The sequence below is a fragment of the Frigoribacterium sp. Leaf164 genome (genome assembly GCF_001423665.1).
GTDB lineage: Bacteria > Actinomycetota > Actinomycetes > Actinomycetales > Microbacteriaceae > Frigoribacterium > Frigoribacterium endophyticum.
Genome location: NZ_LMOX01000001.1, coordinates 1,585,843 through 1,608,260, shown reverse-complemented (window position 1 = coordinate 1,608,260; position 22,418 = coordinate 1,585,843). Strand labels below are relative to the sequence as shown.

Sequence of the window (22,418 nt, the reverse complement as noted above, 5' to 3'; positions counted from 1 at the left end):
CGCCCTGCACCACCAGCACCAGCACCAGCACCGCCAGCACCACCGCACCCCGTACGCGCACCACCACGACATAAGGACGACACCATGGCCGGACTCTCGCTCGCCAAGGGCAACAACCTCTCGCTCACGAAGACCAGCCCCGGGCTGACCGTCGCCACCGTCGGCCTCGGCTGGGACCCGCGCACCACCAGCGGCGAGGCCTTCGACCTCGACGCCTCGGCCCTCCTCGTCGGCCCGGCCGGCAAGGTCCGCTCGTCGGCCGACTTCATCTTCTACAACCAGACCGAGGCCGCCGACGGCTCGGTGAAGCACCTCGGCGACAACCGCTCCGGCGCGGGCGACGGCGACGACGAGCAGATCTCGATCGACCTGCAGAGCGTGTCGGCCGACGTCGACCGCGTCGTCATCGCGGTCTCGATCGACCAGGCCGACGAGCGCCGCCAGAACTTCGGCCAGGTCCGCGGCGCCTACTGCCGCGTGCTCGACCAGGACGACAAGGAGATCGTGCGCTTCGACCTCAGCGAGGACGCCGCGCCCGAGACCGCCATGGTCTTCGCCGAGGTCTACCGCAGCGGCTCGGAGTGGAAGTTCAAGGCCGTCGGCCAGGGCTACACCACCGGCCTCGCGGGCATCGCCGGCGACTTCGGCGTCACCTTCGGCTGAGCCGCCCCCACCACCCGGTTCCACCCCGTCGACACCTCAGGATCGGATCACCCATGAGCATGACCCTCACCCCTCCCGACCCCGACGAGAGCGGCGAGCTCGTCCTGCGCGCACCCGAGGCGCCGGCGATCGTCGAGCCCGAGACGGCGCCCGGCATGATCCCCGTGCCGGAGGAGCGCCAGGTCGAGATCCGGCGCCAGGCGCAGGAGTTCATCCGCGACGTGTCGACGCTCGACCCGCGGGCGCCCGAGTTCACCGAGAAGGTCGAGGGCATCTCGAGCCTCGCCAGCGCCGAGATGACCTCGTCGAGCGGCTACTCGACGCGCATGCTCGAGCGGTCGAGTTCGTCGGTCGCCGGGGCCAAGCGCGGCGGTGACAGCGCGCAGATCAAGGTCGCGAACACCCTGGGCGACCTGCGGTCGACGGTGGAGGACCTCACGCCGAACCAGGCCGACCTCGGCGTGGGCCGGAAGATCCTCGGGTTCATCCCGGGCGGGAACAAGCTGGCCAAGTACTTCCAGAAGTACGAGTCGGCCCAGACGCAGCTCGACGCGATCATCAAGTCGCTCATGTCGGGCAAGGACGAGCTGCTCAAGGACAACGCCGCCTTGGCTGGCGAGAAGCAGCAGCTCTGGGAGACGATGGGGCAGCTCAGCGAGTACGCCGTCTTCGCCGACGCCCTCGACCAGGCCGCGACCGCCAAGATCGACTCCGCGCGCGCCGCCGGCCAGCTGGAGCAGGCGCAGAAGCTCGAGGCCGACGTCCTCTTCCCGATCCGCCAGCGCCGACAGGACATCCTCACGCAGCTGGCGGTGTCGGTGCAGGGCTACCTCGCCATGGACCTCATCCGCAAGAACAACGTCGAGCTGGTGAAGGGCGTCGACCGGGCCCGCACGACGACCATCGCCGCCCTCCGCACGGCCGTCACGGTCGCGGCGGCCCTGGCCAACCAGAAGATGGTGCTCGATCAGATCGACGCCATCAACACCACGACGAACAACATGATCCTGCAGACCAGCGAGATGCTGAAGGACCAGACCGCCCGCATCCACGAGCAGGCGTCGTCGTCGGGCGTCAGCGTCGACACGCTGCAGAAGGCCTTCGACAACGTGTTCGCGACGATGGACTCGATCGACTCCTTCCGCTCGCAGGCCGCGCAGAACATGTCCGGCACGGTGGCCGCCCTCGAGGCCGGCATCACCCGGGCCAAGCCCTACCTGGAGCGCAGCCGCCAGGGCGAGGCCGCCGAGCTCGGCGGCGCGACCGCCCGCCCGGCGCTGGGCGGCCCCTCGGCCTAGCCGATGGTCTTCGGCAGGATCTTCGGGCGCGACCGGGACGACTCCGTCCCGGCGCGTCCGTCGTCGACCCCGGGGGAGGCGGTGGCCGCGGCCGGGGAGGCCGTCGCGTCGGCGCTCGGGCAGGGCGCCACGACGCCGGAGGCCCGTCGGCTCGAGGAGCTGTCGCGCTCGATCGACGCCGGCGGAGGCCGCCTGCCCACCCTCGTCACCTCGCGCCTGCTCCAGATCGTCGACGTGCTCCGCGAGTCGGCGGCCCTGATCGAGTCGCAGGGCGCCTCGACCGAGCAGCGGGTGCTCATGGAGCAGCTCGTCGAGGACCACGTGCCCACGCCGCTCGGCCGCTACCTCTCGCTGCCCGCGGCCGACCGCGCCGACGATTCCCGCCCCACCGCCCTCTTCGTCGAGCAGCTAGGCATCGTCCACGGGACCGTGCTCGACTTCACCAACCAGGTCAGGCTCGGCGCGATCGAGGAGCTGTCGACCCACGGCCGCTTCCTCCGCTCCAAGTTCGACGAGCCGACCCTCCGACTGGAAGGACCCTGATGGGCGAGATGGTGCCCGGCAGCAACGCCGCGCTGACCGCCGAGAACCCCGACGTGCACGAGCTGCTCGTCGGCTTCTCGTGGCAGACCACGCCGAGCCGCGGCCCGCAGCCCGAGCTCGTGCCCCTCGCGGTGCTCTGCGGCGCGGACGGCACCGCCCGCACCGGCGACGACGTCGTCTTCTTCAACCAGCTGGTCTCGGCCGACGGCGCCGTCGCCTTCGACGGCGACGCCGACCAGGAGCAGATCGACGTCGACCTCGCCCTCGTGCCCGACGACGTGGCCAAGATCGTCTTCGTCGTCTACGTCGACCCCGACCGCCGCGGCCTCGGCACCTTCGGGGCCGTCCGCCAGGCGAGCATGCGCGTCGCCACGAAGGACGGCCGCGACCTCGTCCGCTTCGTCGTGCCGAGCGACGAGAACCACGCGATCAACGCGATGCTCTTCGGCGAGCTCTACCGCCACCGCGACGACTGGAAGTTCCGCGCCCTCGGCCAGGGCTACACCACCGGCCTCGCCGGGGTGGCCCGCGACTACAAGGTCACGCTCTAGCCGTGGCCGAGCGTCCGACGCGCACCGACCTCGTCTTCCTGCGACGGCGGGTGAAGCCGCAGGTCGCGGTGCCCGACCTCCCCGCCACGCCGGCGCCGGCGCCGGCACCGGCGCCGGTCTCGGCTCCGGTCTCCGTGGCTCGTCCCGCCCCGGCTCCGGAGGCGCGGGTCGGCGACCCGGGGCGCGCCTCCTCGGGCCTGTCGCTCGGTGGCCCCCGCAGCTCGACGCCGCCCGCCGCGTCGAGCGCGTCCGGTGCGACCGGCCCGACATGCCCCGCCCGCCCCGCTCGCCCGTCGCGCCCCGCGCCGTTCCCCGCGCCCGACGTCACCGACGTCCGCGAGCTGAGCCGCGACCAGCCCGTCGTGCGGCTCTCGCCGCGGCGGTCGGCCATCGGCACGCTCGTCGTCACCGGCGGCGTGCACGCCGTGTGGGAGAGCACGGAGCTCGTCGACGGGGCGGCGTTCTCCACCGGCCAGCGCATGGGTGACGTCGTGACGACCAGCGGCAACCGCCCGCTCGTGGCCTTCGACGGCGACGAGGTGCTCGTCACCCTGCGGCACGTGCGCGAGCTGCGCCGGGCCCTGGTCGTCGCGGGCGACGGCGCTTGGCTGCAGGTCCAGCTGCCCGGCGACCGCCGCCTCTCCGTCGACCCGGCCGAGCCCGGCGAGCGGGTCGCGCTGGCGATGCTCGTCGTCGACGGCCTCCTCGAGCTGCGCCGGGTGACCCTGCCGGACACCCTCACGCCACCTCTCGTCCACCAGAGATTCGGGTACTCGATCCCCGAGCGTCCCGGTGACAGCGCCCCGAACGGGAGATGATCGCCCATGCGCCATTTCGGCTTCCTCAGCGACGAGCAGCTGTCGCTCGTCTTCCACACGATCCCGCAGCGGCTCGACCTCTCGTCGCCCGCGCCGCTGCTCGCGGTCGCCCTCGGGGCCACGCTCTACTGCCCCGGCACGCGCCCCGACCTCGTCGGTGCGGTGCACAAGCAGGCGGCCCGCGGCGTGATGAGCATGGTGCTCTGCCTGGAGGACAGCGTCGCCGACGACGAGGTCGACCAGGCCGAGGACGCCGTGGTGGCGGCCCTGGCCGAGCTGCACCGTGAGCAGGCCGGCGACCTCGCGCCCGACGCGGCGCCGCTGCCCGCGCCCCTGCTCTTCGTGCGCGTGCGGACGCCCGAGCAGATGCTCCGCGTGGCCGAGCGGTCGGGCTCCGCGCTCGACGTGCTCAGCGGCTTCGTGCTGCCGAAGTTCGAGAACCAGGACGGCTACGCCGACCGCTTCTTCGCCGTGCTGCACGAGATCCACGAGCGCTTCGACCAGGGCGGCGACGCGGCCCGTCGGCGGCTCCGGGTCATGCCCATCCTCGAGTCGCCCGTGATGATCCACGCCGAGACGCGCACCGCGGCGCTCGAGGGCATCACCGACGTGCTGCAGCGTCACCGTGACGACGTGCTCGCCGTCCGGATCGGCGCGACCGATCTCTCGAGCGCCTTCGGCCTCCGCCGGTCGCGAGACCTCACGATCTACGACGTGGGCGTCGTCGCGTCGATGATCGCCGACATCGTCAACCGGCTGGGGCGCCACGACCGCGGCTTCGTCATCAGCGGCCCGGTCTGGGAGCACTACGCCGACACCGAGCGCCTCCTGCGCCCCCAGCTGCGCATGACGCCCTTCGTCGAGGCCGACGACGTCGACCTGCGCCGCCGGCTGCTGCTCGAGAACTTCGACGGCCTGCTGCGCGAGATCGCGCTCGACCAGGCGAACGGCATCACGGGCAAGACCGTCATCCACCCGTCGCACGTCGCGCTCGTGCACGCCATGAGCGTCGTCAGCCACGAGGAGTACCACGACGCCCTCGCGATCACGGGCCGCCAGGGCGGCGGCGCGGTCGCCTCGCCCTACCGCAACAAGATGAACGAGATGAAGCCGCACCGCGCCTGGGCCGAGCGCACGCTGCTGCGCGCCGCGGCCTTCGGGGTCGCCGCGGAGGAGACCACGTACGTCGACCTGCTCGAGCTCAGCATGCGGGCGACCTCGCTGAGCCTGGCCGGAGGCGCGGCGTGAGCGCGAGCCCCGGCCCGGTCTCCGAGGCGGTGCGGTCCGGCGCGCCCGCCGCCGCCGCACCCGCCGCCCCCTCGACGCCGCCCGCCCTGCCGATGTCGCTCGAGAGCGGCTTCGTGCACGACCGGGTCGGCATCGTCGTGCGCTCCGAGGGCGACGGCCTCGTGCCCGTCGAGCTCCTCGTCGGCCTCGCGCTCCGCCGGAACCCCCGTCGGGCGCACCTCCTCGTCTCCACCGTGCTCGCCAAGCACGTGCCGACCGTCCCCGGCCTCGCCGTGGTGGCGGGCGAGCTGCTCGGCACGGCGGCGGACCTCGCGCTGGCCGAGGGCGACGCGGGCGCCCGCGGTGCCGAGCTCCGGCGGCTGGCGGGCGAGTTCACCAGGCTGCTGGCCGAGCGGGAGGCCGAGGGGGAGGCGCGGGCGCGACTCCGGGGCGACCTCGCCGCCCTGCGCGGTGAGCTGGCCGCCCTCCGCACCGGGCACCCCGGCGTCGCGACGCTCGGCTACGCCGAGACGGCGACCGGGCTCGGGCGCCTCGTCGCCGACGCCCTCGGCTCCTGGTATCTCCACTCGACCCGGCACGACCCCGCGGGCGCGGTCGCGTTCGGCGCGTTCGAGGAGGCCCACTCGCACGCCACCAGCCACCGGCTGCTGCCGACCGACCCGTCGCGCCTCCGCGCCGGCGGCACCGTGGTGCTCGTCGACGACGAGCTGAGCACCGGGGCGACGGTGGTCGACACCGTCCGTGACCTGCACGCGCGGGTGCCGCAGGAGCGCTTCGTCGTGGCGGCCCTCGTCGACCTCCGGGGCGACGACGACCGGGCGGCGCTCGACGCCGTCGCGCGCGAGCTCGGCACCCGCGTCGACGTCGTGGCGCTCGGGCAGGGGCGCGTCGAGCTGCCCGCCGACGTGCTGACCGTCGGGGCCGACGTGGCGGCCGGGCTCGGCGAGGCCGTGCCCACCCTCCGCCGTGCCTCGGCGGCCGACGCCGTCGCGCTGCTCGACCTCCGCGACGTGGTCGCCCCGGTGCGGAGCGAGCGGTTCGGGGTCGACGCCCCGGCCGCGACGGCCGACGTCGACGTGCGCGGCGTCGTGGCGGCCGTGCTCGACGCCCTGCCGGCCGAGCTGCGCGAGGGCGTCCGCGGCGACGACCCGGTCGTCGTGCTCGGCACCGAGGAGTTCCTCTCCGTCCCCCTCGCCGTCGCGCACGAGCTCGACGGGCACGTGCCCACACGGGCCTCGTCGACCACGCGGTCGCCCATCGCCGTGCTCGACCGCCCCGACTACGCGGTCGCCTCGGGCGTCACCTTCCGCAGCCACGATGTGACCCTCGACGGCCCCGGCCCGCGGCACGCCTACAACCTGTCGCGGGCCGGCGCGCGGCCGCGCGTCGTCGTGCTGATGCCCGAGCCGGGCACCGACCCCGCCGAGCTCGTCGGCGCCGGGAGCGTCACCGAGGCGCTCCGCGAGGTCGCCGAGCACGTGCTCGTCGTGCTGCTCGCGGCGGCCGACGACGCCCCCGCCCCCGCCCCCGCCCCCGCCCCCGCGCCCGCCCGCCCCGCCGACCGCCTCACCGAGAGATCCGCCGTGCAGCCCAGCCCCGCCTCCACCGCCCCTGCCGCCCCGACCGGGGCGTCGCGCCCCGCCGACGAGCTGCCCGAGCTGGCCGAGCGCCCCGGCCTGCCCGAGCCGCTCGTCGGCCCGGCGTTCGGCTCGTACGACGCCGACGACGTCTCGTGGCTGCTCACCGACCTCGGCGACGCGCAGCTCGAGGCGCCCGCGCACGAGCGCGAGGCGACGCTGCAGGGCGGGACGGCCAACTACGCCGAGTCGCTGCCGATCGAGTACCAGCCCACCCCCGAGTACCAGGCCCTGTACGAGGAGGCGCTGGCTCGGTCGGCGGACCGTGTCGCGACGGCCGTCGGGGTCGTCACCGACCTCGTGCTCGCCGCCCGCGACCAGGCCCCGGTGCTCGTCTCGCTCGCGCGGGCCGGCACCCCCGTCGGGGTGCTGATGCGCCGCTGGGCCGCCCGCGTGCGCGGCGTCGACGCCCCGCACCTCACGATGAGCATCGTGCGCGGCGTGGGCCTCGACCCGGTCGCCCTGCGCTGGCTGGTCGCCCACCACGACCCGGCGCGCGTCGTCTTCGTGGACGGCTGGACGGGCAAGGGCGCCATCACCCGCGAGCTCACCGAGGCGCTGGCGCGCTTCGAGGAGACCGACGGGGTGCGCTTCGGCGACGACCTCGCCGTGCTCGCCGACCCGGGCCGCTGCGCGTCGACCTGGGGCACTCGCGACGACTTCCTCATCCCGTCCGCCTGCCTCAACTCGACGGTCTCGGGCCTCGTGTCGCGCACGGTCTACAACCGCCGGCTGATCGGCGACCACGACTTCCACGGCGGCAAGTTCTACTCCGAGCTCGCCGACACCGACGTGTCGCGCGCCTTCGTCGACACGGTCTCGGCGCGCTTCGACGCCGTCGTCGACGAGGTCGACCGCCGCGTCGCGGCCGCGGCGACGGAGCCCGACCGGGCCGCCGGCCCGACCTGGGCCGGCTGGGAGGCCGTCGAGCGCATCAGCGACGAGCAGGGCGTGCACGACGTGAACCTCGTCAAGCCCGGCGTGGGCGAGACGACCCGCGTGCTGCTGCGGCGCGTCCCCTGGAAGGTGCTCGTGCGCGCCGACGCCCTCGACGAGGTCCGCCACGTGCTGCTGCTGGCCGAGCAGCGCGGCGTGCCGGTGGAGGTCGTCGACGAGCTGCCCTACAGCTGCGTCGGGCTGATCCACCCCGTGCACACCGCCGGGGCGACCGGTGCCGACGGGCGTGCGGTGCGCGCCGACCCGGCCCCGACCGCCCCGACCGACGGAGGTGCCCGATGAGCCGCGCCCCCGTGGTCGTCGCCTGCGACCTCGACCGCACCCTGATCTACTCCGCCGCCGCGCTGCGCCTGCAGGGCGACGACCGCGACGCGCCCGACCTGCTCGTGGCGGAGGTCTACGGGGGCGTGCCGATCTCGTTCACGACCCGCGCCTCCGAGGGGCTGCTCGTCTCGCTCGCGGCCGCGGCGCACCTCGTCCCGGTGACGACGCGCACCGTGGCCCAGTACCAGCGCGTGCGGCTGCCGGGCGTCCGGCCGACGCACGCCGTGACGACCAACGGCGGCGCGCTGCTCGTCGACGGCGTGCCCGACCTCGACTGGCGACGCCGGCTCGACGCCCGCGTCGCGGAGGAGTGCGCGCCCCTCGCCCAGGTCGAGGCCCTCCTCACAGACGCGCACTGGAGCACGTGGACGCTCTCGGTCAAGGTCGCGGAGGACCTCTTCGTCTACGCGGTCGTCGACCGTGCGGAGATGCCCGAGACGGCGGTGGCCGATCTGGCCGCGCGCTGCGACGAGCTCGGCTGGACGGTCTCGGTGCAGGGCCGGAAGGTCTACTGCGTGCCGAGCCCGGTCACCAAGGCGGCGGCCCTCGAGGAGGTGCGGGCCCGCACGGGCGCCGACCTCGTGCTCGCCGCGGGAGACTCGCTGCTCGACCAGGCCATGCTGGAGGTCGCCGACCACGCCTTCCGCCCCGCCCACGGCGAGCTGCACGACCTCGGCTGGACGGCGTCGCACCTCACGGTGACCGACGCCGACGGCGTGCTGGCCGGCGAGGAGCTGCTGCGGCGGATGTCGGCCGTCGTCGCCGACGCGGCCCGCGCCCCCGCACCCGTCTCCGCGTAGCGCCCGGCCCCGCCGCCCACCGCCCCTCGTCCGCCATCGGCCCACTCGTCACGCCGGCGAACCACCGACTGATCAACGAACCACGCAACGACGTGGTTCGTTGATCAGTCGGTGGTTAGGCGGACTGGTCCGGTGGGCGGAACCGGGGTGGGCCGGGCGCTCGGCCGGCGACCCGGGGGAGCAGCGTCAGCGCGGGGAGTCGCCCTCGCCGTGCTGGCGCTCGCTGCCCGACGAGCGCTGGCCCTGGTCGCCGGCGTCGTGGAGGTCACGGCGGTCGGCCTCGCCCGCGGGCAGCGTGCCCCGGCGCGGGTCGGCGGCCTCGAGGTCGTCGTCCGACGGCGACGAGGCGCCGCCGCGACGTGCCTCCAGCTCGTCGTCGGCTGCGTCACGCACGGCGTCGTCGAGCGCCTCGCCGTCGCGCGCGTGGGCGACGACCGACCGGGCCGTCGCGCCGAGCACCTCGGCGGCGTCGACGCCGCGGGCGTCGGCCAGGGCGTGGCTCAGGCCGGCCGCGAGGGCCCCGCCGGCCGTGCCGAGGGTCGTGACGACTTCCTGCTGCCGCTCCGTGAGGGGCTGGTCGGTCTGCCCCGCCACGACCTCCCGCAGGTTCTCGTCGCTCGCGTCGAGGGCCGCGTCGTCCTCCTGCGTGATGGCGGTGGCGTGCGAGACGATCGCGAGCGCGAGCTCGGCGGCGTCCTGCTCGGGCGTGCGCGGTGCGGTCGAGTCGTCGGAGTCCATGCGCGTGACGCTACGCGGAGGGTCCCTCGCATTGTCGGCGTCCTCGGAGGCGCGGAGCGGCGACCCGTGGTCGGTCGCCCCGGCACGCGCCTCAGCGAGTCCGAGACGTCAGCGAGTCCGAGACCTCAGCGCGCTCGGGACCCCAGCGCGCTCGGGCCCTCAGTGCGCCCCGCGGCGCCGGGCCTCCGAGACCGCCTGCGCCGCGCCTCCCCGGAACGGCGCTCCGTGGCCGGGCAGCAGCACCCGCGCCCCCGTCGCCGCGATCGTGTCGAGCGACGCCAGGGCTAGCTCGCTGTCGGCCGTCGCCGCGCCCGCGACGATCTGCGGCCCCCGCCGGCCTGTGTACGGGTCGAGCGTCACCACGGCGTCGCCGACGATGACCGCGTCGCGGTCGGGCAGGTGCAGCGAAACGTGGCCGTCGGTGTGCCCCGGGGTCTCGAGCAGCACGGCGCCCTCGGGCAGGGCCGCCTCCGTGATCGGGCGCGTGTCGAGCACGGCGGGCACGGAGAGGGCACCGGCCAGGGCCATGCGGGTCAGCGCGGGCACCGCGGCGGGGTGCTCGACCGGGTAGCGCCACCGGGGCCGCTCGTGCCGGTACGAGTACGGGTGCCGCGCGAGCCGGGCGTCGTCGGGGTGCACCCAGACGGGCAGTCCCCACTGCTGGCGCAGCCGCCGGGCCGTGCCGACGTGGTCGAAGTGCGCGTGCGTGAGCAGCACGCCGTCGACGTCGCCGAGGCCGTGGCCCAGCTCGAAGAGCGACTCGACGAGGTGGGGCCACACCCCCGGCAGGCCCGCGTCGACGATGAGCACGCGGTCGCCGTGCTCGACGAGGTAGAGGTTCGTGTCGGCGTGCTCGGGCCGGTGCACCCCGGGGGCGACGTCGCGGTCGAGCACGGCACGGGGGCGCAGAGGAGACATGGCTGCCACGCAAGCACCGGGGCGCGCGGGCCGGTGACGCCTTGACACGGCGGGGCGGGACCGCCTAGTCGAGCAGCCCGCGGATGTCGTCGGCCGTCAGCGCCGAGCTGAAGACGGCGTCGTCGTCGACGACCGCGTCGAAGAGCGCGGCCTTCTTCTGCTGCAGCGCGAGGACCTTCTCCTCGACGGTGTCGTTCGCGATCATCCGGTAGACCATGACGTTCTTCGTCTGCCCGATGCGGTGCGTGCGGTCGACGGCCTGCGACTCCGACGCGGGGTTCCACCACGGGTCGAGCATGAACACGTAGTCGGCCTCGGTGAGGTTGAGCCCGAAGCCACCCGCCTTGAGGCTGATCAGGAACACGGGGGAGGCGCCGCCCTTGAACCTCTCGATCACCTCGCCCCGTCGCCGCGTCGAGCCGTCGAGGTACTCGTGCGCCGTGCCCCGCTGGTCGAGGCGCTCGGCCACGCGCCCGAGGAAGGAGGTGAACTGGCTGAAGACCAGGGCCCGGTGCCCCTCGGCCACGACGTCGTCGAGCTCGTCGAGCAGCTGGTCGAGCTTCGCCGACGGCACGTCGGAGTACTCGGGGTCGATCAGCGCCGCGTCGAGCGCGAGCATGCGCAGCAGCGTCAGCGACCGGAAGACGATGAACCGGTTGCGGTCGAGGTCGTCGATGAGGTCGAGCAGCTTGAGTCGCTCGCGCTGGAGGAACGCGTCGTACAGCTCGCGGTGCGCCGGGGCGAGGTCGACGCGCAGCAGCTGCTCCTGCTTGGCGGGCAGGTCGGCGGCGACGAGCTCCTTCGTGCGGCGGAGCATGAGGGGCCGGATGCGCGCCCGCAGCCGCGCGAGCAGCTCCGGTCGTTCACCGGTCGCGATCGGCTTGACGTAGTCGTCGGAGAAGCGGACGTGCGTGGACAGCAGCCCCGGGGCCACGACGTGGAAGAGCGCCCAGAGGTCGGTCAGCGAGTTCTCGAGCGGCGTGCCCGTGATCGCGAGCTTGAACGGCGCGTCGAGCTCGACGGCGCAGCGGTGCGCCTGCGAGGAGGGGTTCTTGACGAACTGCGCCTCGTCGAGCACCAGCCCCGCCCAGGCGTGCTGGGAGTAGCTGGCCGCGTCGAGCCGGAACAGCGCGTACGACGTGACGACGAGGTCGACGTCGCCGCCGGCGAGGGCCGCGGCGAGCCGCCGTCGGCTCTTCGCCTCGGTCTCCGTGACGACGTGCACGCGGAGCCCGGGGGTGAAGCGCGCCGCCTCCGACGCCCAGTTCGGCACGACCGAGGTCGGCGCGACCACGAGGAACGGCGGGCGCCCCGCCGACCCGGCCCGCGCCTCCCGCCCGCGCGCCTCCTCCTCGCGCACATGCGCGACGAGCGCCAGCGTCTGCACCGTCTTGCCGAGGCCCATGTCGTCGGCGAGGACCCCGCCGAGGCCGTGCTGGTGCAGGAACGCCAGCCAGCGGAAGCCGTCGAGCTGGTACGGCCGCAGCTCGGCGTCGAGGCCGGCCGGCACGGGGGTGTCGGCCACGCCCGGCAGCTGGTCGCCGGCCGCGAGCTCGAGCAGGCCGCCCACGGCGCTCCGCCAGGCGTCGGCCTGCACCGTCGCGTCGGCGAGGTCGTCGAACTCCGACCAGAGCGAGGCCTGGTAGCGGTTGATGCGCGGCCCGGCCTCCCACTCGTCGAGGCCGGTGGCCTCGTCGATCAAGCGCTTCAGCTCGTCGAAGGCGGGGTGGGCGAGCGACAGGTACGACTTGTCGACGAGCAGCATCTTGTCGCGCCGCCTCGCGAGGGCCGTGAGCAGCGGCACGAGCGGCACCGTCCGCCCCTCGACCGTGACGAGCACCCCGAGGTCGAACCAGTCCCTCTTGTCGGTCTCGACCGTGGTGACCGTCAGGTGCGGCGCCTCGGTGAGCTCGCGGTAGTCGAGGCGCTCGCCGTCGACGACGACGCGGAGGTCGTCGCGCGCCTCGAGCTCGGGCAGGCGGGTGGCCACGAACTCGGCGGCGGCGACGCCCTTCAGGGTCGCCCCGCGCGCGGGGACGCCGAGCGCCTCCAGGTCGAGCGACGTCTCGTGCGCGGAGAAGGGCTCGGTGCGGCCGGCGATCACCCAGCGCCAGGTCAGGGCGAGAGCGTCGCCGGCGCTGAACGAGGCCGTGAGCACGAGCTGGGGAGGCAGCACCTCGGGCAGCGCGACCGACTCGTCACGGCTGGTCACGGCGACCGCCTGCTGCAGGCCCGGGTACCAGTCGCGGAGGAACTCCTCGGCGTCGGCCTCGGGCACCGTGATCTCGGCCGTGCTCGTCAGCAGCTGCCTCTGCTCGGGGGCCAGCGGGGCGACGGTCGGGGCGAGCACGACGGCGAGGTGCGGCTGGGGCGTCGCCACGTACACGCCGTGGTCGCCGATCGTGCCCGTGTCGGCGGCGGCGTGCGGCTCGCCGTCGACCGTGACCCCGGCGCTCAGCACGAGGCCGCGGCCCGGCACGGTGCGCGCGTCGACGGTGACGCGGGCCCCGGCGGCGACCGTGACGTCGGTGGCGCGCTTGCCGGTGACGAGGGCGACGCCGAGCCGGCGGGCCTCGGCGAGCAGGGGCCAGAGCAGCGGGCTCGTGAAGTCGTCGAGCATCAGCCAGTCGGCCTCGCCCGGCACGTACGAGGCGTGCACCGACCGGTGCAGGGCGGCGAACTGCCCGAACCAGGCGTGCTGCTCCGCCCCGATCGCGAGCCGGTTCATCTGGTAGGGCAGCGACGTCCAGGTGAGGTCGCCCCGCACCCAGTTGCCCGTCGGACTGAGGCTGACCGGCCGCACGCCCAGACGCCAGCTCGCCGCCCCCGACGGCCGGACCGGAGCCGGGGAGGCGCCCCCCGCGCCCGCGAGGGAGCTGCCGCTCACGAGGCCCCCGCCGAGACCGCCCGTCGAGCGCTCATGCCGGTCGACGCGCGGGGCGTCCCACCGGGCGCTGCGGAGCGGGGCGACCCGCGGCCGCAGCTCGAACAGCAGGCCCATGGAGGTGGTGCGGGCGTCGCGGGGCGCCGGCCGGCCGGTGAGGCCGCCGAGCCGGGCGCGCCAGTCGTCGGGGGACGGGGCCGCGTCGCCGGCCGCGCCGCCGCCGGCCCGGGGCGAGGGGAGGTCGCCGTCGCCGCCGAGCGGCGCGGCCGCGGGCGGGGCCAGCGCCGCCGCGTTGTTGGCGAGCAGCACGGCCGCGACGTGCTTGCAGTCGCCGCCGAGCGGGCAGGTGCAGGTGCTGCGCGAGGGGCGGCTCTGCTCGCCGCGCGTCGGCTGGAGGACGATCTCGCACCGGTAGGGCTCAGCGCTGCTGCCGCGCACGGTGCCGGTGACGACCTGGTCGACGGGGTCGTAGGTGATGTCGCGGACCCGGTCTTCGCGCGAGTACTGCCGCCCCTTGGCGAACGGGCGCGGGCCGACGAACCGGATGACGTCGACGGCGTCGACGAGCGGCGCGACGTCGAGGAGGGGCATGACGACCATCTTCGCAGCGACCGCCGACACCGGCCGCCGCCGCGCACCGGCCCCCGCGGGGCCGCCGCGGATGGCAACCGGGGACGTGCGCCGGAGGCAAGGCCCCCGGCCCGGTCGGCCCTCACCGCGACTCCCGTCGTTCACTGGCGTCGACCAGGGGCGCCGCGCCGAGGGGCCGGGCCCGACGACGAGGGAGGACGAGCCGTGCGAGCGATGACCTACCGGGGGCCGTACAAGATCCGCGTGGAGGAGAAGGACGTGCCGCGCATCGAGCACCCGAACGACGCGATCGTCCGGGTGACGCTGGCGGCGATCTGCGGCTCCGACCTGCACCTCTACCACGGGCTCATGCCCGACACCCGGATCGGGCACACCTTCGGCCACGAGTTCATCGGGGTCGTCGAGGAGGTCGGGTCGTCGGTCGAGACCCTGAAGAGGGGCGACCGCGTGATGGTGCCCTTCAACATCTACTGCGGCTCGTGCTGGTTCTGCGCGCGCGGGCTGTGGTCCAACTGCCACAACGTCAACGCGAACGCCACGGCCGTCGGCGGCATCTACGGCTACTCGCACACCACGGGCGGCTACGACGGCGGCCAGGCCGAGTTCGTCCGCGTGCCGTTCGCCGACGTGGGGCCGAGCATCATCCCCGACGACATCGCCGACGAGGACGCCCTGCTGATGACCGACGCGCTCAGCACCGGCTACTTCGGCGCGCAGCTCGGCGAGATCAGCCAGGGGGACACGGTCGTCGTGCTCGGCGCCGGGCCCGTGGGCCTCTTCGCGGCGCGCTCGGCGTGGTTCATGGGCGCCGCGCGGGTGATCGTCGTCGACCACGTCGAGTACCGACTGGAGAAGGCCCGCACGTTCGCCCACGCGGAGACGATCAACTTCGCCGAGCACGACGACGTGGTCGTCGAGCTGAAGAAGCAGACCGACTACCTCGGCGCCGACGTCGTGATCGACGCGGTGGGCGCCGAAGCCGACGGCGACCTCGTGCAGCACCTGACCAGCGCCAAGGCCAAGCTGCAGGGAGGGTCTCCGTTCGCTCTGAACTGGGCGATCGACGGCGTCCGCAAGGGCGGCACCGTCTCCGTCCTGGGCGCCTACGGCCCCATCCCCAGCGCCGTGAAGTTCGGCGACGCCCTCAACAAGGGCCTCACGCTGCGCATGAACCAGGCGCCGGTCAAGCGCCAGTGGTCGCGCCTGTTCGAGCACATCCGCGCCGGGCACTTCCGGCCGAGCGACGTCGTCACCCACCGGGTGCCGCTCGAGCACATCGCCGAGGGGTACCACCTCTTCTCCGCGAAGCTCGACGGCAACATCAAGACCCTCGTCGTCCCCGGCGCCTGACCCCGCCCCCCGACCCTCACGACCCACCGACATCCCCGCACCCGGAGGCCCCCCATGAGCGACCACGACGACGTCCCCCTCGCCTACCTCCCCTCGAAACCCCGCGCCGTCCCGACGCAGGAGCAGCTCCGGGCCCGCGTGCCCGGCTGGGGTGCCGACCTCGACCCGGCCGACCGCCCGTCGCACCCGAAGCTGCAGTACGCGCCCGGCGCCTCCGGAGCCCACTGGGAGTTCCCCGAGCGGCAGCCGGGCGGCGAGGGGCGGGAGCGCTCGATCGAGCACGCCTTCGTCACGCCGGTCTTCGGCACGGCGCAGCCTCTGCACGGGCTCTCGGGCGCGATCCGCCGCGTGGCGTACGACCGCTACAGCGAGGGCCGGCTCGCGCACTGGCTCCTGCTCGTCGTCGGCGACCGGGTCGACTCGACCGGCGCCCACCTGCGGTCGCAGGTCGGCGGCCGCCCCGACGACCTGCTGCGCGAGACCGGCGTCACGGCCGAGGCCCGGAAGGAGGCGCGGGCCACGTCGCGGGACCGCACCCGCGTCGACCGCCGCCACCGCTGGCTCGACCCGCTGATCGTCGCCGGGCCGTGGGTCGTCACCGGGGTGGTCGCGGTGCGGGGCGTCGCGAAGGTCGTCCGCGCCCTCCGCTGAGGACGCACCCCGAGTGAGACCCCGAGAGCGCGACGGGGGACAGCTCGGGGCGGTGCGGGGCGCGCCGCGTACCCCGCTGACCGCGACCTGGGTGACACCGCGGGTGAGGGCGTACCGTTCCACGGGCTGGAAGCGTTCAGCGCTCCCACTGGCCGGTGTCGCACTGCACCCCTGCCCGTGAAGCTCAGTCGCAGGGCGACGCCAGCGCCAGACAGGGCACGACCGCCGGCGCGGTCGTGCCCTGTCGTCGTCCCGAGGGCGGACGACCCTCGGCCGGGTGGGCGCGCGGGCCCCTCACGGGGTGCCACACTTGTCGCGACGAGTCCGACCCCGTGCTCGTCGACCCCGGCCTGATCCCTGCCGGAGCACCGAGAGCTGCCGCGGACCGACGTCGTTCCCGCGCATCTGCCCCGACCGACATCGATCCACTGAAGGAACCGCGCCATGTCCTCCCTCCTGCCCCGCGACTCCTCGCGCCTGGGCGAGCTCCGCGCCCTCCTGTTCGACCTCGACGGCGTCCTCACGCCGACCGCCGAGGTGCACATGCGGGCCTGGTCGCGCCTCTTCTCCGAGTGGTTCGCCGCCCACGACCTCGGCCCTTACACCGACGCCGACTACTTCGAGCACGTCGACGGGCGACCGCGCTTCGACGGCGTCCGCGCCATGCTCGCCGCCCGCGGCGTCACCCTGCCCGAGGGCCACGACGACGACAGCCCCGACACCGAGACCGTGCGCGGCCTCGGCAACCGCAAGAACGCCGTCTTCGCCGCCGAGCTCGCCGAGAACGGCGTCGAGCCCTACCCGGGCAGCGTCGCCTTCCTCGACCGGGCCATCGCGCTCGGCGTGCACGTCGCCGTCGTCTCGAGCTCGCGCAACGCCGTGCCCGTGCTCGAGGCCGCCGGCCTCCGCGACCGCTTCGAGGTCGTCGTCGACGGCGCCGTCGCCGCGGCCGAGGGCATCGCCGGCAAGCCCGCGCCCGACACCTACCTCGAGGGCGCCCGCCGCCTCGGCCTCACCGCGGAGGACTGCGTCGTCGTCGAGGACGCCACCTCCGGCGTCGAGGCCGGGAGGCGCGGGTCGTTCGGCCTCGTCCTGGGCGTCGACCGCGGGGCCGGCCACGACGCCCTGCTCGCCTCGGGCGCCGACGTGGTCGTCGACGACCTCGGCGACGTGGTCGACGCGCTCGGCGCGACCCGCGACTCCGCCGGCTCCGGCAGCTCCGGCGACACGACCAGCAGCGACACGACCAGCAGCGACGCAGAGGACCCCTCGTGAACACCATCACCACCGACCCGCTCGACCGGCACCGCTTCCCGGTCGACGAGTGGGCGCTCGTCGAGGACGAGTACGTGCAGGGCGACGAGGGCGTCACCGAGACGATCTTCGCCGTGGGCAACGGCTACCTGGGCCTCCGCGGCAACCCCGACGAGGGGCGCGGCGGCCACTCGTTCGGCACCTACGTCAACGGCTTCCACGAGACGTGGCCGATCCGCCACGCGGAGGAGGCCTTCGGCTTCGCCCGCGTCGGCCAGACCATCGTCAACGTGCCCGACGCCAAGGTGATCCGCCTCTACGTCGACGACGAGCCGTTCGTGCTCTTCGAGGCCGACATCCTCGACCACACGCGTCGCCTCGACTTCCGCGACGGCGTGCTCACCCGCGACGTCGAGTGGCGCACCCCCTCGGGCAAGCGCGTGCTCGTCACGAGCCGTCGCCTGGTCAGCTTCGAGGACCGCCACCTCGCGATCATCGAGTACGAGGTGACGGTGCTCGACGCCGACGCGTCGCTGCTCATCTCGAGCCAGATCCTCAACCGACAGGACATGGGCGACGAGTACCACGCGGGCATGCGAGCCGCGGCCGGCGCCTTCGACCCGCGCCGTGCCGAGGCCTTCGACTCGCGCGTGCTCCAGCCGGTGCTGAAGCGCAACGGCGGCACGCGGGCGGTGCTCGGCTACCGCACGACGAACTCGGGCATGACCATCGCGGTCGGCGCCGACCACGTCATGGACACCGAGAACGAGTGGGACGAGTCGTCGTCGATCGACGACGACCTCGCCAAGCACGTCTACCGGGTGCGGGCCAAGGCCGGCGTCTCGACGCGCATCGTCAAGACGATCACCTACCACACCAGCCGCGGCGTGCCCCCGCGCGAGCTCGCCGACCGCTGCGACCGCACCCTCGACCGCGTCGCCGAGGAGCCGCCGTCGGCGATGTTCGACGCGCAGCGCGCGTGGCTCGACGACTACTGGGCCCGCACCGACGTCGTCGTCGGCGGCCAGCCCGAGGTGCAGCAGGCCGTGCGCTGGAACCTCTTCCAGCTCGCGCAGGCCACGGCGCGCACCGACGGCCAGGGCGTCGCCGCCAAGGGCGTCACCGGCTCGGGCTACGGCGGGCACTACTTCTGGGACACCGAGATCTACGTCCTGCCCTTCCTCACCTACACGGCGCCGAACGTCGCCCGGAACGCCCTGCGCTTCCGCCTCGGCATGCTCGACGCGGCCCGTGACCGGGCGGTCGAGCTGAACCAGCGCGGCGCGCTCTTCCCGTGGCGCACCATCAACGGCCTCGAGTCGTCGGCGTACTACGCCGCCGGCACCGCGCAGTACCACATCGACGCCGACATCAGCCACGCCCTCAGCCAGTACGTGCAGGCGAGCGGCGACCTCGACTTCATCGAGCGCGGCGCCGTCGACATCCTCGTCGAGACCGCCCGGCTCTGGGCCGACCTGGGCTTCTGGCGCTCGAACGGCGACCAGCGGTTCCACATCGACGGGGTCACCGGCCCCGACGAGTACACGACGGTCGTCGACGACAACCTCTACACGAACGTCATGGCGCGCGCGAACCTCCGGGCCGCCGTCCGCTACGTGACCCGCCTGGCCGAGGAGTCGCCCGCCGCCTACTCGAGGATGGTCACCCGCCTCGACCTCGAGGACCACGAGGTCACGGGCTGGCAGGTGGCCGCCGAGGCGATGGAGATCCCCTACGACGAGCACCGCGGCATCCACCCGCAGGACGCGCAGTTCCTCGACAAGGAGCTGTGGGACCTCGAGTCGACGCCGGCCAGCAAGCGCCCGCTGCTGCTGCACTACCACCCGCTCGTGATCTACCGCTTCCAGGTGCTGAAGCAGGCCGACGTCGTGCTCGCGCTCTTCCTCCAGGGCGACGAGTTCACCGCCGAGCAGAAGCTCCGCGACTTCGAGTACTACGACGCGCTGACGACCGGCGACTCGACCCTCTCGGGCGTCGTGCAGTCGATCATCGCGGCCGAGGTGGGCCACCACCAGCTGTCGCAGCAGTACTTCCTGTCGTCGCTGTACGTCGACCTCGCCGACCTGCACCGCAACACGTCCGACGGCGTGCACGTCGCCTCGACGGGCGGCATCTGGAGCGCGCTGGTCAGCGGCTACGGCGGCATGCGCGACTACCTCGGCGACATCACCTTCGACCCGCGCCTGCCCGCCGACTGGGAGGAGCTGAGCTTCAAGCTCACCATCCACGGCTCGCGGGTGCGCGTCGACCTCGCGCAGCACGAGATCGTCTTCACGGTCGAGGAGGGCACCGGCGTGAGCGTCGGCGTCCGCGGCGAGCGGGTGGAGGTCGGCGAGCTCCCCGTGCGCGTGGCGCTCGACGACCAGGGGCCCCGCATCACGACGAAGGTGCCGACGACGAGCGACCTGCGCGGCCTGATGCGCGCCGACGGATCGGTCATCACGGCGTCGATCCCGACGATCAGCATCGACCGCTACGACGACGACGACACGACGTCGTAGCGGCGGGTCGCCGTCCTCCCGGCCGGGCGGGCGCTGACCGGCCGGCGAGGACACGCTCCCGCCGGGGGCTGGCGGTGGCCCGAGCCACGGCTGCTCCGCGACCGAGACGGCCCGGGCCCGGGGCCGGCGGGAGGTGCTGGCCCGGATCGCTGATCCACTCCGGAGTGGATGAGCGATGCTGGCGGGTCTCCCGAGGTCGCGTCGAGGGCTGGGCCCGCGGTGCGGATCGGTCCCGGCCGATCGCGGCCCCGTGCGCCGATGCCTCCGTGCAAGCGGAGCCCGGCCTAGAAGGGCCCGGCCGCCGAGGCGATCGCCTGGAAGAGCGCCGTCGTGTCGGCGTCGCGCTTCTTGACGCTCGCGCCGATCGTGCCGGCGGGGGAGTGCACCTCGCCGGTCACGCGGATGCCCTGGTCGGTCGGCGTGAACACCAGGCGCACGACGTCGCGGTCGCTCGCCGTCGCGCTGCGGCGCAGCAGCTCGGCGCCCTCCTCGTCGGCCGAGGTGACGCTGAAGCCGGGCGTCGACTGCACGGCCCGGCGCACGAGCCCCGGCAGCAGCGCGGCCGGGAGCTTCAGCTCGAGGGAGGCGCGGGTCACGTCGGGGTCGCCGGTCACGATCTGCGGTGCACGTTCGTCAGCCATGGGCCGAGGCTACGGCACGGCGTCGAGGCCGTGCGCTGCCGGGGCCGCGCCGTCGCACTCCGCAGCGTCGCACTCCGCCCCGCTCCCGCTCAGTCCCCGACCTCGTCCTCGCAGTCGAGCCCGCGCGCGATGAGGCCGCGGTAGTCGTCGCACTTCGCGGTGAGCACGCCGAGGTCGGCCCGGAGCTGCGCCATCTGCTGCTCGATCGCGGTCACCTGGGCCTCGAGCAGGGCCAGCCGCACGGGGTGCGTCGCGAGCTCGCCCCGGCCCGCCTGCACGAAGGCGCGCACGTCCGCCACGGGCATGCCCGTCCGCCGGAGCGCCTGGACGAGCCGCACGAAGCGCACCGCGGCCGGGCCGTACCGGCGTCGGCCGTCGCCGCCCCGCCCGACGAGGGGGAGCAGCCCCTCCCGCTCGTACCAGCGCAGGGCGTCGACGCTGAGGCCGGTCGCCTCGGCGACGCGACCGATGCCGACCGGGGCGACCCGCGCCTCCTCGAGGACGTCGTCGAGGTCGGCCGCGTCGTGGGCGCGACCCGCGCCGTCGAGGGGACGGAGCGGGGGAGGCGTCGCGAGCGTCATCGTCACAGGGTACGTCCGTCCTCCCGGCCGCCCGAGGCCGCCGCGGCCGCCTGCGGGCCAGCCCCCGGTCGCAGGTCGAGGACGAACCTGTAGCGCACGTCGTTGTGGGCGAGGCGGTCGAGGGCCGCGGCGAGCCGGGCGGCCGGCAGCACCTCGACGTCGGCGACGACGCCGTGCTCGGCCGCGAAGTCGAGCATCGCCTGGGTGTCGGCCCGACCGGCGCTGCCCGAGGCGGTCAGCGATCGGTGGGGCAGGAGGCTCATCGCCGAGACGCTGTACCGCGGCGGGATGCCGAGCATGCAGAGGGTGCCCCCGCGACGCAGCGTCTCGAGGTACGGCGACGGGTCGTGGTCGCCCGAGGCGGTGTCGACGACGAGGTCGAAGCGCCGGGCGGCGGCCGCCATGGCCGCGGGGTCGGTCGAGACGACGACCTCGACGGCGCCGAGCGCGAGGGCGTCGGCCCGCTTGCGCGGCGACGTCGTGAAGACGGAGACCTCCGCGCCCCGGGCGACGGCGAACTTCACCGCGAGGTGGCCGAGGCCGCCCAGCCCGACGACGCCGACCCGGTCGCCGGGCCCCACGCCCGCCCGGGCGAGCGGAGCCCAGGTCGTCACGCCCGCGCACATCAGCGGGGCGACGGCCGCCGGGTCGAGGCCCGCCGGCAGGTGGTAGGCGAACGACTCGCGGACGACGTACTCGCCCGACCAGGCGCCCTGGGTGCGGCTGCCGTCGTGGCGGTCGCGCCCGCCGTAGGTGAGGGTCGGGAACTCCACGCAGAGCGACTGCTCGTCGGCGAGGCAGTTCTCGCACGCGCCGCAGGAGTCGACGATGTTGCCGACGGCGACCGGGTCGCCGACGGAGAACCCGGTGACGGCCGGGCCCACGGCGACGACCTCGCCGACGAACTCGTGGCCCGGCACGAGCGGCAGCTGGCCGGGCCGGGCCTGCTCGAGGGCGTGCAGGTCGCTGTGGCAGACGCCGCAGAAGTCGACCCGCACGGCGAGGTCGTCGGGGCGGAGGTCGCGGCGGTCGAGCGCGACCTCCTGCAGCGGGGCGCCGGGGGCGAGCAGGGCGTGGGCGGTCGTGGTCCTCATGGGTCGACCGTACGAGCTGGAGTGCGCTCCAGCGCAAGGGCCACCGCCCGTAGGGTGGGCGCATGAAGACTCTGTACTACGCGGGCCAGGAGCTGATCGTGACCGACGAGCTGGCCGAGGTGCTGCTGGCCGCGGCGATGGAGTTCAGCGACGACGACCGCACCTTCCGCGTGCCGGTCGCCTGCCGCCTCGACGGCGTGGCCCACATGGCGCAGCTGCTGCTCGGCCCGGGCATCCCGCTGCTCGTCGTCGACGCGCCGGACGACGTCGAGCCGGCCGCCGGGTCGGAGTCGTCGGCCGCCTTCATCGTCGAGCTGACCGAGAGCCTCGTCGACGAGGACTGAGCCCCAGGGCG

19 protein-coding genes are annotated in these 22,418 nt (G+C 74.4%); 13 read left to right on the top strand and 6 right to left on the bottom strand.

Translation table 11 applies throughout. The features are described 5' to 3' along the window. Nucleotides 1-84 precede the first annotated feature (84 nt). From ASF82_RS07260 to ASF82_RS07225, 8 genes are read left to right on the top strand one after another with little or no spacing between them, the layout of a single operon-like run. Nucleotides 85-663, top strand: coding sequence for a TerD family protein (locus ASF82_RS07260; RefSeq protein WP_056055259.1), 579 nt, complete (start codon nt 85-87; stop codon nt 661-663). 53 nt (nt 664-716) lie between these two features. Further along, nucleotides 717-1,961 (top strand): toxic anion resistance protein, encoded by a 1,245-nt coding sequence (locus tag ASF82_RS07255; RefSeq protein WP_235491185.1) that lies wholly within the window; start codon nt 717-719, stop codon nt 1,959-1,961. Between the two features lie 3 nt (nt 1,962-1,964). Beyond that, complete coding sequence (locus ASF82_RS07250) at nt 1,965-2,504, top strand: hypothetical protein (protein ID WP_156369935.1); 540 nt, start codon at nt 1,965-1,967, stop codon at nt 2,502-2,504. Next, nucleotides 2,504-3,055 (top strand): TerD family protein, encoded by a 552-nt coding sequence (locus tag ASF82_RS07245; protein WP_056055253.1) that lies wholly within the window; start codon nt 2,504-2,506, stop codon nt 3,053-3,055. The genes ASF82_RS07250 and ASF82_RS07245 overlap by 1 nt, the downstream gene beginning before the upstream one ends. Nucleotides 3,056-3,057: 2 nt before the next feature. Then, nucleotides 3,058-3,873, top strand: a complete 816-nt coding sequence (locus ASF82_RS07240; RefSeq protein WP_056055248.1) for a hypothetical protein — start codon at nt 3,058-3,060, stop codon at nt 3,871-3,873. Nucleotides 3,874-3,879: 6 nt separating this feature from the next. Then, nucleotides 3,880-5,121, top strand: a complete 1,242-nt coding sequence (locus ASF82_RS07235; protein WP_056055245.1) for an HpcH/HpaI aldolase/citrate lyase family protein — start codon at nt 3,880-3,882, stop codon at nt 5,119-5,121. Then, a complete protein-coding gene (locus tag ASF82_RS07230; protein WP_156369934.1) occupies nt 5,118-7,997 on the top strand; it encodes a phosphoribosyltransferase domain-containing protein in 2,880 nt (959 codons plus the stop codon). Before ASF82_RS07235 ends, ASF82_RS07230 begins: the two co-directional genes overlap by 4 nt. Then, on the top strand, nt 7,994-8,839 hold the full coding sequence (locus ASF82_RS07225) for a hypothetical protein (RefSeq protein WP_056055242.1): 846 nt from the start codon (nt 7,994-7,996) through the stop codon (nt 8,837-8,839). The genes ASF82_RS07230 and ASF82_RS07225 overlap by 4 nt, the downstream gene beginning before the upstream one ends. 186 nt (nt 8,840-9,025) lie before the next feature. Here the strand turns inward: ASF82_RS07225 and ASF82_RS07220 are convergent, their stop codons facing one another. The 3 genes from ASF82_RS07220 to ASF82_RS07210 form a co-directional block, all read right to left on the bottom strand. Continuing rightward, nucleotides 9,026-9,577 (bottom strand): hypothetical protein, encoded by a 552-nt coding sequence (locus ASF82_RS07220; protein WP_056055239.1) that lies wholly within the window; start codon nt 9,575-9,577, stop codon nt 9,026-9,028. A gap of 159 nt (nt 9,578-9,736) precedes the next feature. Further along, nucleotides 9,737-10,495, bottom strand: a complete 759-nt coding sequence (locus ASF82_RS07215; RefSeq protein WP_235491184.1) for an MBL fold metallo-hydrolase — start codon at nt 10,493-10,495, stop codon at nt 9,737-9,739. Between the two features lie 64 nt (nt 10,496-10,559). Further along, on the bottom strand, nt 10,560-13,970 hold the full coding sequence (locus tag ASF82_RS07210) for a DEAD/DEAH box helicase (RefSeq protein ID WP_162240261.1): 3,411 nt from the start codon (nt 13,968-13,970) through the stop codon (nt 10,560-10,562). Nucleotides 13,971-14,174: 204 nt separating this feature from the next. On the opposite strand from ASF82_RS07210, the gene ASF82_RS07205 reads away from it, so the two are divergent. From ASF82_RS07205 to ASF82_RS07190, 4 genes are all read left to right on the top strand, one after another. After that, nucleotides 14,175-15,320 (top strand): zinc-dependent alcohol dehydrogenase, encoded by a 1,146-nt coding sequence (locus ASF82_RS07205; RefSeq protein ID WP_056055230.1) that lies wholly within the window; start codon nt 14,175-14,177, stop codon nt 15,318-15,320. 54 nt (nt 15,321-15,374) lie between these two features. After that, nucleotides 15,375-15,971, top strand: a complete 597-nt coding sequence (locus ASF82_RS07200; protein ID WP_200931972.1) for a hypothetical protein — start codon at nt 15,375-15,377, stop codon at nt 15,969-15,971. A gap of 444 nt (nt 15,972-16,415) precedes the next feature. Further along, nucleotides 16,416-17,246 (top strand): HAD family phosphatase, encoded by an 831-nt coding sequence (locus ASF82_RS07195; RefSeq protein ID WP_082514382.1) that lies wholly within the window; start codon nt 16,416-16,418, stop codon nt 17,244-17,246. Further along, nucleotides 17,243-19,747, top strand: coding sequence for a glycoside hydrolase family 65 protein (locus ASF82_RS07190; RefSeq protein ID WP_056055226.1), 2,505 nt, complete (start codon nt 17,243-17,245; stop codon nt 19,745-19,747). Before ASF82_RS07195 ends, ASF82_RS07190 begins: the two co-directional genes overlap by 4 nt. A gap of 284 nt (nt 19,748-20,031) precedes the next feature. On the opposite strand, the gene ASF82_RS07185 is transcribed toward ASF82_RS07190, so the two are convergent. The 3 genes from ASF82_RS07185 to ASF82_RS07175 all read right to left on the bottom strand — a co-directional run bounded on the left by ASF82_RS07185 (nt 20,032) and on the right by ASF82_RS07175 (nt 22,063). After that, nucleotides 20,032-20,388, bottom strand: a complete 357-nt coding sequence (locus ASF82_RS07185; protein ID WP_056055223.1) for a hypothetical protein — start codon at nt 20,386-20,388, stop codon at nt 20,032-20,034. A gap of 89 nt (nt 20,389-20,477) precedes the next feature. Continuing rightward, complete coding sequence (locus tag ASF82_RS07180; RefSeq protein WP_082514474.1) at nt 20,478-20,969, bottom strand: MerR family transcriptional regulator; 492 nt, start codon at nt 20,967-20,969, stop codon at nt 20,478-20,480. A gap of 2 nt (nt 20,970-20,971) precedes the next feature. After that, nucleotides 20,972-22,063, bottom strand: a complete 1,092-nt coding sequence (locus ASF82_RS07175; RefSeq protein ID WP_056055221.1) for an NAD(P)-dependent alcohol dehydrogenase — start codon at nt 22,061-22,063, stop codon at nt 20,972-20,974. A 62-nt stretch (nt 22,064-22,125) separates the two neighbouring features. Here ASF82_RS07175 and ASF82_RS07170 point away from each other — a divergent pair, with 62 nt between their 5' ends. Beyond that, nucleotides 22,126-22,407 carry a hypothetical protein gene (locus tag ASF82_RS07170; protein ID WP_056055219.1) on the top strand — a complete coding sequence of 94 codons (282 nt, stop codon included), beginning with the start codon at nt 22,126-22,128 and terminating at the stop codon, nt 22,405-22,407. Nucleotides 22,408-22,418 lie beyond the last annotated feature (11 nt).